This is a genomic window from Leisingera methylohalidivorans DSM 14336, assembly GCF_000511355.1.
GTDB classification, from domain to species: domain Bacteria; phylum Pseudomonadota; class Alphaproteobacteria; order Rhodobacterales; family Rhodobacteraceae; genus Leisingera; species Leisingera methylohalidivorans.
Window position 1 is genome coordinate 1,925,291 of record NC_023135.1, and the last position, 14,823, is coordinate 1,940,113.

At 60.9% G+C, this 14,823-nt stretch carries 18 protein-coding genes; 13 read left to right on the top strand and 5 right to left on the bottom strand.

The features are described 5' to 3' along the window. The first annotated feature begins 132 nt into the window (after positions 1-132). The 10 genes from METH_RS22665 (at position 133) to METH_RS09595 (ending at position 8,663) form a co-directional block, all read left to right on the top strand. Positions 133-633, top strand: a complete 501-nt coding sequence (locus METH_RS22665; RefSeq protein WP_024090252.1) for a hypothetical protein — start codon at positions 133-135, stop codon at positions 631-633. Further along, the gene (locus METH_RS22670) at positions 618-1,151 is read left to right on the top strand and encodes a hypothetical protein (protein ID WP_024090253.1); all 534 of its coding nucleotides are present in this window, start codon (positions 618-620) and stop codon (positions 1,149-1,151) included. The genes METH_RS22665 and METH_RS22670 overlap by 16 nt, the downstream gene beginning before the upstream one ends. Before the next feature lie 14 nt (positions 1,152-1,165). Beyond that, positions 1,166-2,044 carry a DMT family transporter gene (locus METH_RS09560; RefSeq protein ID WP_024090254.1) on the top strand — a complete coding sequence of 293 codons (879 nt, stop codon included), beginning with the start codon at positions 1,166-1,168 and terminating at the stop codon, positions 2,042-2,044. A gap of 111 nt (positions 2,045-2,155) precedes the next feature. Continuing rightward, positions 2,156-3,250 (top strand): OmpP1/FadL family transporter, encoded by a 1,095-nt coding sequence (locus METH_RS09565; RefSeq protein ID WP_024090255.1) that lies wholly within the window; start codon positions 2,156-2,158, stop codon positions 3,248-3,250. 106 nt (positions 3,251-3,356) lie between these two features. Beyond that, positions 3,357-4,271: a DMT family transporter gene (locus tag METH_RS09570; RefSeq protein WP_024090256.1), complete on the top strand. Its 915-nt coding sequence runs from the start codon at positions 3,357-3,359 to the stop codon at positions 4,269-4,271. A 55-nt stretch (positions 4,272-4,326) separates the two neighbouring features. After that, on the top strand, positions 4,327-5,190 hold the full coding sequence (locus tag METH_RS09575) for a hypothetical protein (RefSeq protein ID WP_024090257.1): 864 nt from the start codon (positions 4,327-4,329) through the stop codon (positions 5,188-5,190). 59 nt (positions 5,191-5,249) lie between these two features. Then, positions 5,250-6,167: a homoserine O-acetyltransferase MetA gene (gene metA / locus METH_RS09580; RefSeq protein ID WP_024090258.1), complete on the top strand. Its 918-nt coding sequence runs from the start codon at positions 5,250-5,252 to the stop codon at positions 6,165-6,167. After that, positions 6,142-7,122: an alpha/beta fold hydrolase gene (locus tag METH_RS09585; RefSeq protein ID WP_044008381.1), complete on the top strand. Its 981-nt coding sequence runs from the start codon at positions 6,142-6,144 to the stop codon at positions 7,120-7,122. The genes metA and METH_RS09585 overlap by 26 nt, the downstream gene beginning before the upstream one ends. A gap of 61 nt (positions 7,123-7,183) precedes the next feature. Beyond that, complete coding sequence (gene ppk2, locus METH_RS09590) at positions 7,184-8,053, top strand: polyphosphate kinase 2 (RefSeq protein WP_024090260.1); 870 nt, start codon at positions 7,184-7,186, stop codon at positions 8,051-8,053. Then, positions 8,046-8,663: a TetR/AcrR family transcriptional regulator gene (locus METH_RS09595; protein ID WP_024090261.1), complete on the top strand. Its 618-nt coding sequence runs from the start codon at positions 8,046-8,048 to the stop codon at positions 8,661-8,663. The genes ppk2 and METH_RS09595 overlap by 8 nt, the downstream gene beginning before the upstream one ends. 24 nt (positions 8,664-8,687) lie before the next feature. Here METH_RS09595 and METH_RS09600 read toward each other — a convergent pair whose 3' ends face one another. The 5 genes from METH_RS09600 to METH_RS09620 all read right to left on the bottom strand — a co-directional run bounded on the left by METH_RS09600 (position 8,688) and on the right by METH_RS09620 (position 12,776). Further along, a complete protein-coding gene (locus METH_RS09600; RefSeq protein WP_024090262.1) occupies positions 8,688-9,746 on the bottom strand; it encodes an adenylate/guanylate cyclase domain-containing protein in 1,059 nt (352 codons plus the stop codon). Beyond that, entirely contained in the window at positions 9,743-10,111 is a 369-nt protein-coding gene (locus METH_RS09605) for a group I truncated hemoglobin (RefSeq protein ID WP_024090263.1), read from the bottom strand. The genes METH_RS09600 and METH_RS09605 overlap by 4 nt, the downstream gene beginning before the upstream one ends. A 145-nt stretch (positions 10,112-10,256) precedes the next feature. After that, positions 10,257-10,742 (bottom strand): 30S ribosomal protein S9, encoded by a 486-nt coding sequence (gene rpsI, locus METH_RS09610; RefSeq protein WP_024090264.1) that lies wholly within the window; start codon positions 10,740-10,742, stop codon positions 10,257-10,259. Between the two features lie 5 nt (positions 10,743-10,747). Beyond that, complete coding sequence (gene rplM, locus METH_RS09615) at positions 10,748-11,206, bottom strand: 50S ribosomal protein L13 (protein WP_024090265.1); 459 nt, start codon at positions 11,204-11,206, stop codon at positions 10,748-10,750. 166 nt (positions 11,207-11,372) lie between these two features. After that, positions 11,373-12,776, bottom strand: coding sequence for an aminotransferase-like domain-containing protein (locus tag METH_RS09620; RefSeq protein WP_024090266.1), 1,404 nt, complete (start codon positions 12,774-12,776; stop codon positions 11,373-11,375). A 112-nt stretch (positions 12,777-12,888) separates the two neighbouring features. Here METH_RS09620 and METH_RS09625 point away from each other — a divergent pair, with 112 nt between their 5' ends. The 3 genes from METH_RS09625 (at position 12,889) to speE (ending at position 14,726) form a co-directional block, all read left to right on the top strand. Next, complete coding sequence (locus METH_RS09625; RefSeq protein WP_245602977.1) at positions 12,889-13,104, top strand: DUF1127 domain-containing protein; 216 nt, start codon at positions 12,889-12,891, stop codon at positions 13,102-13,104. A 243-nt stretch (positions 13,105-13,347) separates the two neighbouring features. Further along, the gene (gene speD, locus METH_RS09630; RefSeq protein WP_024090268.1) at positions 13,348-13,854 is read left to right on the top strand and encodes an adenosylmethionine decarboxylase; all 507 of its coding nucleotides are present in this window, start codon (positions 13,348-13,350) and stop codon (positions 13,852-13,854) included. Further along, positions 13,851-14,726: a polyamine aminopropyltransferase gene (speE, locus tag METH_RS09635; RefSeq protein ID WP_024090269.1), complete on the top strand. Its 876-nt coding sequence runs from the start codon at positions 13,851-13,853 to the stop codon at positions 14,724-14,726. The genes speD and speE overlap by 4 nt, the downstream gene beginning before the upstream one ends. Positions 14,727-14,823 lie beyond the last annotated feature (97 nt).

Here is a 14,823-nt window from a genome sequence, read left to right on the forward strand (position 1 = left end):
ACATCGCTGCGCTGGGGATCGACGGGCTGCGGGTACGGTTCTCAAGCCTGCGAGCCAAGGGGCGCTGCCTCCCCCCTACAGGGCACCGATCCGGCAACGCCCTATTCCCGCTTTCCCGACGCCGCAGACATCGTGGCCAGACATTGCGCTGCGGAAATCCTGAAGTTCGGCTATCAGAAGCCGGAAATCGTGCCGGCCACGGCGACAGTGTCCGGCAAGGGGCAAAGCGATTTTATTTTCACCCTCTTTGCCGGGCGCACCGGAACAGCCTGGCTGGCGCAATTCCTGGGCGACAACCTGTCGGTGATTTCGGTCCACGAACCGCTGGGCGTGCTGAACTTCGGCACCCAGATGCGGGAAATCAGCCACATGCGGCGGTTCAACACGCTGGGCATGGACGGCAAGATGCAGGCCTTCTGGCAGAACAATCTGGCCGCGCTGCACCCGCCTTATGCGGAATCCAATCACACGCTGGGCAAATGCGGCCTGATCGAGGCGCTGGCCAACAGCGGCATCGCCGACCGCAGCTCCGTCATCATTCTGCGCCGCGACCTAGCCAAGCAATGCGCCAGCTATGCCGGGCGCATTGATTTTCAGAATATCACCATTCCCAGGCAATGGTGCCGGACATAATCTACACCAATATCATCGTGAACCCCAAGATGTTCCGCCAGCTGGGACAGATCGGCTGGGCGATGTGGCACGCACTGGAAATGGAGGCGCGCCGTGCCTGTTACGCGCTGAAATTCAGTGACAGGATCAACTTTATCGAAGCCCGGCTGGAAAAGGCCACCAAGCCGGAAGGCGCCGCCCGGCGGCTGACCGCCCTGGGGCATCTGGCAGACCCCGTACTGCCGCCCAACAAGAAGAGCGCCACCCGCAACGCCTCTGACGTGGCTGAGGCACTGACGGAGGAAATCCGCCCCCTTTTTGAACCGGTTGAATTTCGACCCGGTTGCAATGGCGTCAACCTATATCAATTCAGGAAAACCCCTGGTTTCTCCGACCCTGCGCCGCAACGCGGCCTGACGCCAAACGCCCGCCGGTTCCGGCACCCCCGGACGCTTCCCCTGCCTGCGCCGAGCCGGACGCGTCCGGCGCGTGTTGCACTTGACCTTGGCGCATTTTCCGCCTCTTTTCGCACGGGTTAAGCAACGGGGCAAGCATGGCACAAGGCGAAGCACGCGCGGGACTCGCCGCCGTTTGGATGATCGGCGCGATTGTCTCATTCTCTGCAATGGCGATCGCAGGGCGCGAGGCCGGCTTGACGCTGGATACCTTCGAAATCATGGCCTATCGCAGCCTGGTCGGGGTCGTCATAGTCGCGAGCCTGCTGACAATAACGGGCCGCTGGCACCAGGTCAGCAGCGTCCGTCTGGGTGTCCATGCGGTGCGCAACCTTTTCCACTTCACCGGTCAGAACCTTTGGTTTCTGGCGGTGACGCTGGTGCCGCTGGCACAGGTCTTCGCCTTGGAGTTCACCTCGCCCTTGTGGGTGATCATCCTGTCGCCGTTCTTGCTGGGAGAAGCCCTCACCCGGCGCCGGCTGCTTGCTGCAGGCATCGGTTTTGCCGGCATTCTGATTGTCGCCCGCCCCAGCCCGGAAACGCTGAACCTCGGCATCATTGCCGCCGCCAGCTGCGCCATCTTCTTTGCGCTGACTGCAATCCTGACCAAACGGCTGACCCGGAACGAAAAAACAGCCTCCATTCTTTTCTGGCTTACCTCCATGCAGTTGCTTATGGGCCTGCTGGCGGCAGGCTGGGACGGCGACATGGCCCTGCCCGATGCGACCACCCTGCCCTGGCTGATTCTCATCGGCATTGCCGGATTGACTGCGCATTTCTGCCTGACCACTGCCCTGTCGCTGGCGCCGGCCAGCGTTGTGGTGCCAGTTGATTTCGCCCGGCTTCCTGCCATCGCGATCCTTGGCATGGTGATCTACGGCGAAGCGCTGGATGCCTGGGTTCTGAGCGGCGCCGCGGTCATCTGTATTGCGAATTATCTCAACATAGTTGCAAAAAGGCCTGCAAAACCTGCTTAGGATTGATCGATTCCGGCAGGTTTCCGTGCCGTTAGCATTGATTTGGCGATTTTCTGCTGATTACGGTCCTGTGACAAGAAGCCGGGAAGGCTTTTGTACAGGGAGGAACATATGAAGAAGATTCACGCTGCGCCCTTGGCGCTGGCGCTGCTGCCCGGTGTTGCCATGGCGGGCGGCGTCGACCGCTCCGGCCAATCTCTTGGCGCCTTGTTTGAAGAGGGCACTTACGCCGAGTTCTCGATTGGCCATGTGAGCCCGGATGTGTCGGGCACGGCGCTTGGCGCAAACTCCGGCGACATGGTCGGCTCGCATCTGCAGCTGGGTGCTGCCTACAAGCGCGACATCAATGACAAGCTGAGTTTTGCGCTGATTTTCGATCAGCCTTTCGGCGCCGACGTGGAATACCCTGCCGGCACCGGCTATGTGTTTCAGGGCGCAACCGCCGAACTCAACTCCAATGCTATAACCGGGGTGCTGCGCTATAAATTCAACCAGAACTTCAGCGCTTATGGCGGCGTGCGGCTGCAGACAATGGAGGCAGAAGTCTCCATCCCTGTGTTCGGCGGCTATGCAGCCAGCGGTGACCGCGATGAAGGCTTCGGCTATCTGGTCGGCGCCGCCTATGAGCGGCCGGACATCGCACTGCGGATTGCGCTGACCTACTTCTCGGAAATCGACCACGACGTCAGCACCGTGGAAAGCGGCGGCGGCCTGCCTGGTCCGGTCACCTCGACAACCGCCATCAACACGCCGCAGGCTGTGAATCTGGATTTCCAGACCGGCATTGCCAAGGACACGCTGCTGTTCGGCGGCGTGCGCTGGGTGGAATGGTCCAAGTTCAACATTTCGCCCACCTTCTACAGCGGCACGCTGATCCGCCGGCCGCTGGTGTCTTTTGCTGATGACCGCTACACTTACACCTTGGGCGTGGGCCGCAAGTTCAATGAAAACTGGTCGGGTTCCGTGTCGGTCAGCTATGAGGAAACACTGGGCGGTTTCCAGTCCAATCTCAGCCCGCAGGACGGCCGCTTGGGTCTGACGATCGGCGCCAAATACAAGCAAGGCAACATGAGCATCTCCGGCGGTGTGAACATCACCCGCGTCGGCAGTGCCCAAACTGTGGTCAGCCAGGCGCCCTTTGCCACATCGCAATTCGGCGACAACACATCGGTCGGGGTCGGCTTCAAGGTAGGCTACCACTTCTGATCCTGCCGCAGTTCCGGATCCAGCCCCGCCCGGTTTCCCGGGCGGGGCTTTCTTTTGCCGCAAGAAACGGGTCGCTAGAGACAGGCAGCCACGCTAGCTGAACCGCATGAGCCTGCAAAAAACACTCTCCCCCCGCGCCTGGGCCGAGCTGATCCTGCTCGGTCTGATCTGGGGCGCGTCATTCCTGTCGATCCGCATCGCCCTGGATGAAATTCCTGTTCTCACTTTGGTTCTGCACCGCTGCGGCTGGGCGGCACTGTTCCTCTGGGCTGTGGTGCTGGCCATGCGGATACCGGTCCCCAAGGATTTGCGGATCTGGGTGGCGTTCCTGATAATGGGCCTGCTGAACAACGTGATCCCGTTCGGGCTGATGGCCTGGGGACAGTTGCATATCGAAACCGGCCTCACCTCGATCCTGAATGCGGCGACGGCAATATTCGGAGTGATCGTTGCCGCGCTTCTCTTTGCGGATGAGCGGCTGACGGCCCGCAAAGCGCTGGGAGTGGGCCTTGGGTTTCTTGGTGTCGCAACCGCCATCGGGCTGGAGCAATTCGCCCGCTTCGACCTGCGCAGCACAGCGCAGCTGGCAGTGCTGGCGGGCACCGTCTCATATGCATTTGCCAGCGCCTGGGCGCGTTTCAAACTGACCGGCCTTCCGCCGCTTGTCGCGGCTGCCGGAATGCTGACCGGCTCCACCCTGTTCCTGGCCCCCGCAGCGCTGCTGATCGACGGCGCGCCTGTCCTGGCGCTGGAGGTGCGCACTTGGGCCTCCATCGCCTATTTTGCCCTGTTCGCCACGGCAGGGGCCTATCTGCTCTATTACCGGGTGCTGGAGCTGGCGGGCAGCGGCAACCTGATGCTGGTTACGCTGATCATCCCGCCGGTGGCCATTCTTTTGGGCGCGCTGGTCCTGGGGGAAGCGCTGAAGCCGCAAGCCTATGCAGGCTTTACCCTTCTGGCTGCAGGCCTGATCATCCTGAACGGCAAACCCGTCTTGCGGCGCAAGCGCGCACGGAATTGACCAAGCCCGCGCAGGCGATTAGCTAGGCGTTAAACCTTCAAGGACTTGGGATCTCATGCTTTACTCTTCTGCGCAGGACTGGCGCGATGCGCCGAACAAACGAGTGCTGTTCTTTGGCATGTCCGGGCTTGGCAAAACCTATGTCAGCAACATCCTGCGCGGGGCCGGCCGCTGGTTCCATTATTCGATCGATTACCGGATCGGCACCCGGTACATGGGCGAATACATCGCCGACAATGCGAAGGCCGAAGCGATGAAAGTCCCGTTCCTGCGCGACCTGTTGCTCACGGATTCGATCTATATCGGCTCCAACATCACCTTTGAGAACCTGACCCCGGTTGCCTCTTACCTCGGCAAGCCCGGTGATACCGCCAAGGGCGGACTGCCGATCGAGGAATACAAACACCGCCAGGAGCAGTTCCGGGTCGCCGAGATCCGCGCCCTGCTGGACACCGAGTATTTCGAAGGCCGTGCCCAGCAGCTATACGGGTATCCGAACTTCATCTGCGACACTGGCGGATCGATCTGCGAATGGGTCGATGCCAATGACCCCGAGGACCATATCCTGACCGAACTCAGCAAGCACACGCTGATGGTCTGGATCAAGGGCAGCGAGGACCATACCGCCGAGCTGGTGCGCCGCTTTGACCGCGCGCCCAAGCCGATGTCCTATCAGCCGGAATTCCTGGACCGGGTCTGGCAAGAGTATCTCAAGGAAAATCACATAGCTGAAGGGGAAGTGGACCCCGACGCCTTTATCCGCTGGACCTATGCCCAGGCCCTGGCCCACCGCCAGCCGCGCTATCAGGCAATGGCGGACAATTGGGGCGTTACCGTCACCGCTGACCAGATCTCAGCCGTCAAGGATGAGGCCGGTTTCGAGGATTTGATCGCCTCCGCTCTTGAGACCCGCGGCTAACCCGCCTATCTGTCGAATTCCGCTATTTCGCACAAACTTCCGCAAATCAGGACACTGACATGCCCATCAAGATTCCCGCAGACCTCCCCGCCTATGACGTTCTCACGAACGAAGGCGTGATGGTGATGTCGCCGGATCAGGCGGCGCGTCAGGATATCCGTCCCCTTCGCATCGGGCTCTTGAACCTGATGCCCAAGAAGATCCAAACCGAGAATCAGTTTGCCCGGCTGATCGGCGCCACGCCGCTGCAGATTGAACTCAGCCTGATCCGGATGAGCGAGCACCGCACCAAGAACACGGCCGCCGCGCATATGGCCGAGTTCTACCGCCCCTTTCAGGAAGTGAAGCACGAGAAGTTCGACGGTCTGATCATCACCGGCGCGCCGATTGAGCATCTCGACTTCCCCGAGGTGACGTATTGGGACGAGATGCGCGAGGTGTTTGAATGGACGCAGACCAACGTGCATTCCACCTTTGGCGTCTGCTGGGGCGGCATGGCGATGATCAACCATTTCCACGGCGTGAAAAAGCATATGCTGGATCACAAGGCGTTTGGCTGCTTCCGGCACCGGAACCTGGCGCCGGCCTCGCCCTATCTGCGCGGGTTCTCGGATGATTTCGTGATCCCGGTCAGCCGCTGGACGGAAATGAAGCAGGAAGAAATCAACGCGGCACCGGGGCTGCAGACGCTGCTGGGCAGTGACGAAGTCGGCCCCTGCCTGGTTGAGGACAAGGCGCACCGGGCGCTCTATATCTTTAACCACTTCGAATATGACAACGACACGCTGAAGCAGGAGTACGACCGGGACGTGGCCAATGGCACCCTGATAAACGTGCCGGGCAACTATTACCCGGACGATGACCCCAGCCAGCAGCCGCTAAACCGCTGGCGCAGCCACGCGCATCTTCTTTATGGCAACTGGATCAATGAGATCTACCAGACCACGGCATATGAAATGGACCAGATCGGCCAGTAAGGTGCTGATTTATGCGGGCCTTGCACTGACGGCCGCTGCCGCGCTGACCGTCTGGCAAGCGGGCCGCCGCGAGGCTGCGGCGGTCGCAAGCCACCCGCCTTCGGGGCAGATTCTGATGGTGGGCAGCCACCGGGTGCATGTGGTGGAGATGGGCTGCCCCAAAGGCAGCGCGCCGGATCTGGTGCTGATTCACGGCTCCAGCGGCAATACCCGCGATATGACCTTCCGCCTGGCACCGGCTCTGGCGGAGGAGTTCCGCATCCTGATCTTCGACCGGCCCGGCCTGGGATATTCGGACCGCATCAACGCCACCGGGGCCAGCATCCGGCAGCAGGCCGCCCTGCTGCAACAGGCCGCGGCTCAGATGGGGGCGGACAGGCCCATTGTGCTGGGGCAAAGCTATGGCGGCGCGGTCGCGCTGGCCTGGGCGGTAGACCGCCCGGAAAGCGTTTCGGCGCTGGTGACAGTGGCCGGTGTCGCCTACCCCTGGGCCACACCGCTGGATCCGCTTTACCGGGTCACGTCCTCGCGCGCAGGCAGTGCGGTGGTGGTGCCCTTGCTGACCGCCTTTGTGCCAGGCTTTGCGGTGTCCCGCTCGCTTCAGGACGTCTTTGCCCCGCAAGCCGTGCCCGAAGGCTATGCCGCGCATTTCGGCCCTAGCCTGACGCTGCGGCGCGGGTCCCTGCGCGCGAATGCCCGGCAAAGGGCGAACCTGCTGGACGAAGTGACTGAACTGGCGCCGCGCTATGGCGAAATCTCGGTCCCCGTGGAGGTTCTTCACGGCAGCGCTGACGACCTGGTCAGCCCGGAGCTTCATGCCCGGGGCCTGGCCCGGAATGTGAACAGCGCACAGCTGACCCTGCTGGACGGCATCGGGCATATGCCGCAGCATGTGGCCACAGAAGACGTGGCCGCAGCCGTGCGGCGGGCCGCCCTGCGCGCGCAATTGCGTTAAAACGATTCACATTCCATACTCCTTACCCATATAAGAGTTTGAGGACAGAAGGGTTTTTCTCATGCCGCTGCCATTTGACGGAGCCATCAGCCGCTTTTACCAGACCGGCGTGCCGGATGAGATCCGCAGGGCCATCAAAGGTGCGGACAATGACGAGATCCTGAGCCCCAGCTATCCGCACCGGGAGCGGATGAAGCGGAAGGCCTATGAAAAAGAGCTGGAGGCGCTGCAGATCGAGCTGGTCAAGCTGCAGGCTTGGGTCAAGTCCAGCGGCGCCCGTATTGCGATCGTTTTTGAAGGCCGCGATGCGGCCGGCAAGGGCGGTACAATCAAACGGTTCCGTGAGAATCTGAACCCCCGCGGCGCACGGGTCGTGGCCCTGTCCAAACCCACCAGGGCCGAGCAAAGCCAATGGTATTTCCAGCGCTATATACAGCATCTGCCGTCAGGCGGCGAAATCGTTTTTTTCGACCGCAGCTGGTACAACCGCGGCGTGGTGGAGAAGGTCTTTGGCTTCTGCACCGACGAACAGCGCGAACGGTTTTTTCATCAGGTTCAAGGTTTTGAACAGGCGCTGGCTGACGATGGCGTGCATTTGTTCAAGGTCTGGCTGAACGTTGGCCGGGCAGAACAGCTGCGCCGGTTGCTGTCGCGCGAGTCCGACCCATTGAAACAGTGGAAGCTCAGCCCGATCGACGTGGAAGGGCTGCACAAATGGGACGAATACAGCGCCGCCATTTCCGAAACCTTCGCGCGCAGCCATAGTGCAGAGGCCCCCTGGACCGTCATTCGGTCCGATGACAAACGGCGGGCCCGGCTGGCGGCGGTGCGCAGCGTGCTGCGCGGGGTCAGCTACAGCAACAAAGACACCGGCTCGATTGGCGAACGGGACCAGGGAATTTGCGGAGGCCCGGATATCTGGGATGACTAAACGCGGTTATCATCACGGCAATCTGCGCCAGGCACTGGTCGAAGCAGCCCTGCATCTGATTGAGGCCAAGGGCCCGACCGGTTTCACCCTGTCAGAAGCAGCCAAGCAGGCCGGCGTCACCCCCGCCGCCGTCTACCGTCATTTCAAGGGGCGCGAGGACCTGATCGCCGAGGCCGGACGGCAGGGCTATGTGATGTTTGCCGACCTGATGCAGCACGCTTATGACAAATACCAGCCTTCGGCGCTGGCCGCATTTGAGGCAACAGGCCGCGCCTATCTCGCCTTTGCCCGCAAGCATCCCGGCCACTACATCGCCATGTTCGAAAGCGGAATTTCTGTGAACCGGACTCCTGAGCTGGCCGATGCCGCCGCCCGGGCACGGGCGATCCTGGAACGCGCCGCCGCCGACCTCAGCCAGCATATTCCGGAGAGCAAACGCCCGCCGGCCTCGATGTTCTCGGCCCATGTGCTGGCGATGAGCCACGGGGTGGTTGAGCTTTATGCAAGGAATTCACCCGGCGCTGCCTCCCCCTTCCCGCCCGAAGATCTGCTGGAAAGCGGCATCGGCATCTACCTGCGCGGGCTGGGACTGATCGCATCCGACGACTAAACCCCGCCCCTTGATGCCGGTCCTTCAGAACCGGCTGCGGGGCTGCGGGGCGCTCAATTCGTTGCCGACATTGACCAGATGCACCTCGCCTATGCCCTTGATCTCTTCGGGGCCGATGTCGGTGACGCGGAACTCTTCCGCCAAGGCTTCTTTCATTTCCTCCGGGGCGACAATTTTCATCGGGTTGGCAAAGACCTGCAAACGCGAGGCCAGGTTCACAGCCGGGCCGAAAACGTCGTAGACATACTTTTGAATGCCCACCACGGAGCCGACAGCCGAGCCGGTTCCCAAGCCGATGCGCGCCTGCCATTTATGCTGATGACTCAGATTGCGCCGGTCCAGGTAGCGCAGGAACCGGGTGGCGCAATGGGCCACCGCGGTGGCGTGGTCCGGCGTTGGTTCCGGCATTCCGGCAACCGCCAGATAAGCATCCCCTATGGTCTTGATGCGTTCGCAGCCGAATTGTTCGACGATCCGGTCAAAAGCGGTGAAAATATCGATCAGCTCTCCCAGAGTCACCGTCGGATCGGTGCGGGAGGCGAAGTCGGTGAAATTGACAAAATCCAGCATCACAACCGAAACTTTGGAGTAAAGCTGCGGGGTGACCACGCCGAAGGTCTTGAACTCCTCATAGACCGAGCGCGGCATCAGGTTCAGCAGCAGCCGCTCCACCCGCTCCTTTTCCCGCTCCAGCTCGCGGGTGTTGCGCTCCACCATGGCAGAGTAGCTGTCGATCATGCTTTCCAGCTCGCGGATACGGGTGATGTTCTGGCATTCAACCACCAGCAGCGCCTCGTTCAGATGGCTGGCCTGCGAGATATTGATGGCAAAAACCAGCGTCCGCCTCTTACGCTTGATCTTCAGTTCCGCCGAATAGCGCCGTCCTTCGGCCCGCAGCTGGCCAAGTTCCTGGAGCTGCAATCCCTCAATGGCATCCGTCAGCGCCGCGTCAGAGCCGGGTGTTCCAAACCATTCTGCAAAGGACTGATTGTGAAAGACAAACCCAAGATCAGAGACGCGGACAACGGCAACCCCTACGCCAATAGCACGCAGCAGCTGTTCGTTGATGGCGGCAATGCTCATGCGGCGTCCCGGTGGACGATGACGTTGCGTTTGGTTTCAATCAAGGCAAGCGTAGCACGGACATCCGGTTCTGACAGCCCGTGCTGCTCCAGCGCTGCTTTCAGAAGCGCGCCCATTTCATCAAAATCATCGTGGGTTATAGCCAGGGCCCGGTGCACCGCCTCCAGCCGCTCGTCGCTGAAGGAAGCAGGCCCGCCCAGCAGCGAAGAAATGAACTTGGTCTGGTGGTCGATCAGCCGCGCCATGTCGACATCAGCGAAGTAATCGCCGATCTGATCGGAATCGAGCGCCATCTCATAGAAAGTCATCACGACCCGGCTGATGGCACTGAAACCGCCGTATTTTTCATAGATGGATTGCGGCATGGCAGTCACCCCAACTGAAGGCGGCGCCTGCCATGTTACGTTATTTCTGCGAAAATGTTAACGGCGCCGGTAAATCGTCCGCTCCCGTAGCAAAAAGGGCCGCCCATCAGGCGGCCCTTTCCAAAAAACAGCAATAGCGTGAAAGTTAACGCTTGGAGAACTGGAAGCTCTTACGGGCTTTGGCTTTACCGTATTTCTTCCGTTCCACAACACGGCTGTCGCGGGTCAGGAAGCCTGCCGCTTTCAGCGCGCCGCGCAGAGCCGGATCATAAAGCTGCAGCGCTTTGGAGATGCCGTGCTTGACCGCACCGGCCTGACCGGACAGGCCGCCGCCCTTAACGGTGGCGTAAACGTCGAATTCGCCTTCGACGCCGGCAACCTGGAACGGCTGGCGCAGGATCATCTGCAGCACCGGACGGGCGAAGTACTTGTTGATTTCCAAACCGTTCACTTCGACCTTGCCGGAACCCGGCTTGATCCAGACGCGGGCAACCGCATCTTTCCGCTTGCCGGTGGCATAGGCGCGGCCCAGTTCGTCGCGAACCGGCTCACGTGTGATGGTTTCTTCGGCCACTGCTTCCACACCGGTTGCAGCTGCGAGGTCTTCAAGAGTGTTGATCTGATCAGACATCTACATTAGCTCCGGGTGTTTTTCTTGTTCATGGATGCAACATCCAGAACTTCGGGGGCCTGTGCTTCATGCGGATGCTCGGCACCGGCATAAACACGCAGATTGGTCATGATCTGACGGCTCAGACGGTTGCCCGGCAGCATGCGCTTGACCGCTTGGGTCACAACGCGTTCCGGGTGCGCGCCTTCCAGGATTTCCTGTTTGGTGCGCGACTTGATGCCGCCCGGGTGGCCGGTGTGCCAGTAGAAGTGCTCTTCGCGCTTCTTGCCGGTCATCTGCACCTTGTCGGCGTTGATGATGATGACGTTGTCGCCCATATCCATATGCGGAGTGAAGGACGCTTTGTGCTTGCCACGCAGGCGCATGGCAACAATCGAGGCAAGACGGCCCAGAACAACGCCCTCGGCGTCGATCAGGATCCACTTCTTCTCGATGTCTGCCGGAGTAGCAGAGAAGGTTTTCATGGCAGGTCAATCCTGTTTGTCGTGACGGCAGATTCCCCGAAAGGAACTGCCTGAATGCGATGGAGGGGGTTTACGGGCAACAAAGAAGCACGTCAACAGGGGTGATCGACATAAAACCATTCTTTTTCAATGGCTTGCAAAATAGGTATATTAATACCCCAATAAATCACACACTGATTTGCTCCGGCGGGTTGTCCAGCAGGGCGCGCAGGCGCAGCATCGCCTCTTCGAACTGCCGCAACGGCACATGCGCGTTGATGGCGATGCGCACCGCATGCGGTGCACGGCCGTCGCGCAGGGCAAATTCATCTGCCGAGCGGATCTGCACCCCGTTCGCCTCTGCAGCGCGGGTAAAGGCGGCAGCGCGCCAGCCCGAGGGCAGCCGCAGCCAGACGAAGGGCACGTCCGGGTTCCAGGTCAGATCAAACGCGCCAAGCGCGTTGACCGCCACCCGGACATAACGGGCCATCTCCCCGCGCACCGCCGCAACCAGGTCAGGCAGCCGCGGATCGGTGAGCAGGATCCGCAGCAGTTCGGCCAGCGGCTGCGCCAGGCCGAAATACCCGTATTCCGCCGCCCGCCGCAGCTCTGTGGACCGGCCCTCGGGCGCCAGCGCAAAACCGACGCGCAGGGCTGGTGTCAGGATCTTGGAGATCGATGACACATGCCAGGCAAGTTCCGGCGCCAGCGCCCGGTAACTGGACGTCCGCGTCTCCCCCAACCGGTAGCAGTCGTCCTCGACGATCTGCACCTCATGACGGCGGGCGATCCGGACAATCTCCTTGCGGCGCTCCAGCGGCGTGTGCAGCCCGGTGGGGTTGTGAACCTCAGGGCTGGTGCACAGCACCGAGGCGCCGGTCTTGCGGATCGCCAGCTCCATTGAATCCGGCCGGATCCCGTGTTCATCCATCGCAACTTCGACCACCTGCGCCCTCAGCAGCTCTGCGGCGCGGCGGAACCCGGCATAGGTGAGGTCCTCGACCATGATCACCGGCTGCGGCCCGGTCAGGATTGCCTGCAGCACCACCATCAGCCCGTTCTGGCCGCCATGTGTCAGCACCACGTCACTTTCGCTGACCGGGCCGACCGGCGATTGGCTCACCCAGGCTGCTGCTGCCTGGCGCACCGGCAGATAGGCGTCCCGTGTCGGATAATTCAGAAAACTGCGCGCCTCGCCTTCGGCCACTTTGTGCAGCGCCTCGCGCATCGCGGCCACCTGCCCCATATCGGCGATGCGCGGGCTGAACAGGCTGACATGGCCGGGATCGCGCGCCTCCAGCAAATGCAGCTGCCGCGACCATACGTCATCGGGCACCGGTTTTTTCTTTTCGGCTACAAAGGTGCCGCGCCCGACCTCAGCCTCCAGCACACCCTCATCAGTCAAAATACTGTAGGCGCGGGCAACGGTGCCGGGTGTAATGCCTAATTGATACGCAAGGTCGCGCACCGGCGGCAGCTTTGCACCAGTTTTCAAACTGCCCAAATCGACGGCAGACCGGATTGTATCTGCTACCTTTTTGTACTTGGGACCTTTTGCCTCACTCAGGCTTTGCGGCCAAATTGTACCCATTACAATCCATCCTTGGACAATACGATCGCCTCTTTGTATCAAAACATCACGACAAATCAACAGGATTGTATCAACACAATACAGGAAGCCTCCCATGGCACAGCACACGCAAATGGCACACTCGAACATGTCCTATCTGATCAGCCGCCCGGGCCTGCCGGTACTGGCGCAATGGGCCGTATCCTTTGCCGTCCTGGTGACCAAGTGGAGCCTGCGCCACTGCACACGAGCTCGTTTGCAACATCTGAGCGATGCGCAGCTTAAGGACATCGGGGTGAGCCGCCAGGACGCCCATTATGAAGCCACTCTTCCGTTCTGGCGCCCATGATCCCCCGGGCAAAAGAACAACCTGACGGCCGGGGTTCGCCCCGGCCTTTTTTTGCCCGGCATTATGATCCGCAGGATGCAGGTTCCCGCGTGTTACCGGCTATGCAGAAATTAGAGGTTGATCGAATCTTCCCCCCGGCCTAAATGCGCCTCACTTTCGGTACCGATCCCAACCCCGGACTCTTATCCGGGGGGGCGCTAAGGGCCGGCTGGATTGTCATCTACTGGAACGAAGGGGAGTGTCATGAAAGACGCCAACCTCTTCCAACTGGGGATCGGTCTGGAGACAGGCGCCCATGAGGAAGATACCGCCCGCGGTGTAACAGCCGCGAATATCGACTCCGTTGTGGACTCGGACCGCGAAGACCATTTCATCCGCAAGGATGGCAAGGTGTTCGCCGGTACCCATCTGATCATCGAAGTTATGAAAGGCACCGGCCTGGATTGCGAAGCCCGCATCCAGAAAGCGTTCCGCGACTGCGTGGACGTTTGCGGTGCCACCCTGCTGCACATCCACACCCACAAGTTTTCGCCGCAGGGCGTCTCCGGTGTGGCCGTGCTGGCGGAAAGCCACATCTCGGTGCACACCTGGCCTGAAATCGGCTATGGCGCCTTTGACGTCTTCATGTGCGGCGACGCCGAGCCGTGGAAAGCCGTTGACGTGCTGAAACAGGCCTTCTCCACCGACATGGTGGAAGTGCGCGAACTGCTGCGCGGCGAGGAGCTGATTGCCAAAGAGGTTGCGGCATGAGCGACACCGCCAAACAGGCCGGCAAACAGCAATGGGTGACGGAAAGCCTGCACGCGCATTACGCTCAAGCCCTGCGCGTAGATGAAATGCTCTATGACAGCAACACCGAGCATCAGCGCCTGAAAGTGTTCCAGAACGGCCAGTTCGGCCGCATTCTGACGCTGGATGACGTGGTCCAGACCACCGAAGGCGACAACTTCATCTACCACGAGATGCTGACCCATGTGCCGATTCTGGCACATGGCGCTGCAAAGCGCGTGCTGATCATCGGCGGCGGCGATGGCGGCATGGCCCGCGAGGCCCTGCGCCACACCTCGGTCGAGCATGTGACCATGGTGGAGATCGACGGCGGCGTGGTGGATTTCTCCAAAGAATACCTGCCGATGCTGAGCGACGGCGCGTTTGACGATCCGCGTCTGAATCTGGTGATCAACGACGGTGCGCTCTTCATGAAAGAGAACACCGAAAAGTTCGACGTGATCATTGTCGATTCAACCGACCCGATCGGCCCCGGCGAAGTGCTGTTCACCGACACCTTCTATGGCCATGCCGCGCGTGCGCTGACCGAAGACGGCATCATCGTGACCCAGAACGGCGTGCCGTTCATGCAGGGCGACGAGCTCACTGGCACACTGCGCGCGTTTCAGGCGCTGTTTGCCGATGCCTCCTGCTATCTGGCGACCGTGCCGACTTACGCTGGCGGGCCGATGGCCTTTGGCTGGGGCAGCCACTCGGACAAGGCCCGCAACGCCAGCCTGGCTGATCTGGAAGCACGTTATGCTGCTGCCGGAATCGACACCGGCTATTACAATCCGGAAGTTCACAAGGCCGCATTCGCCTTGCCGAACTATGTGAAAAAACTGTTCCCGTAAGGGGATGCGCAAGGGGGCTTCGGCCCCCTTTTTCATTTACGCAGTTTTGACGCTTGCAGTCCCGCCCTCTCCGCTTGGTTGCTTCTCCGCAAGCGGA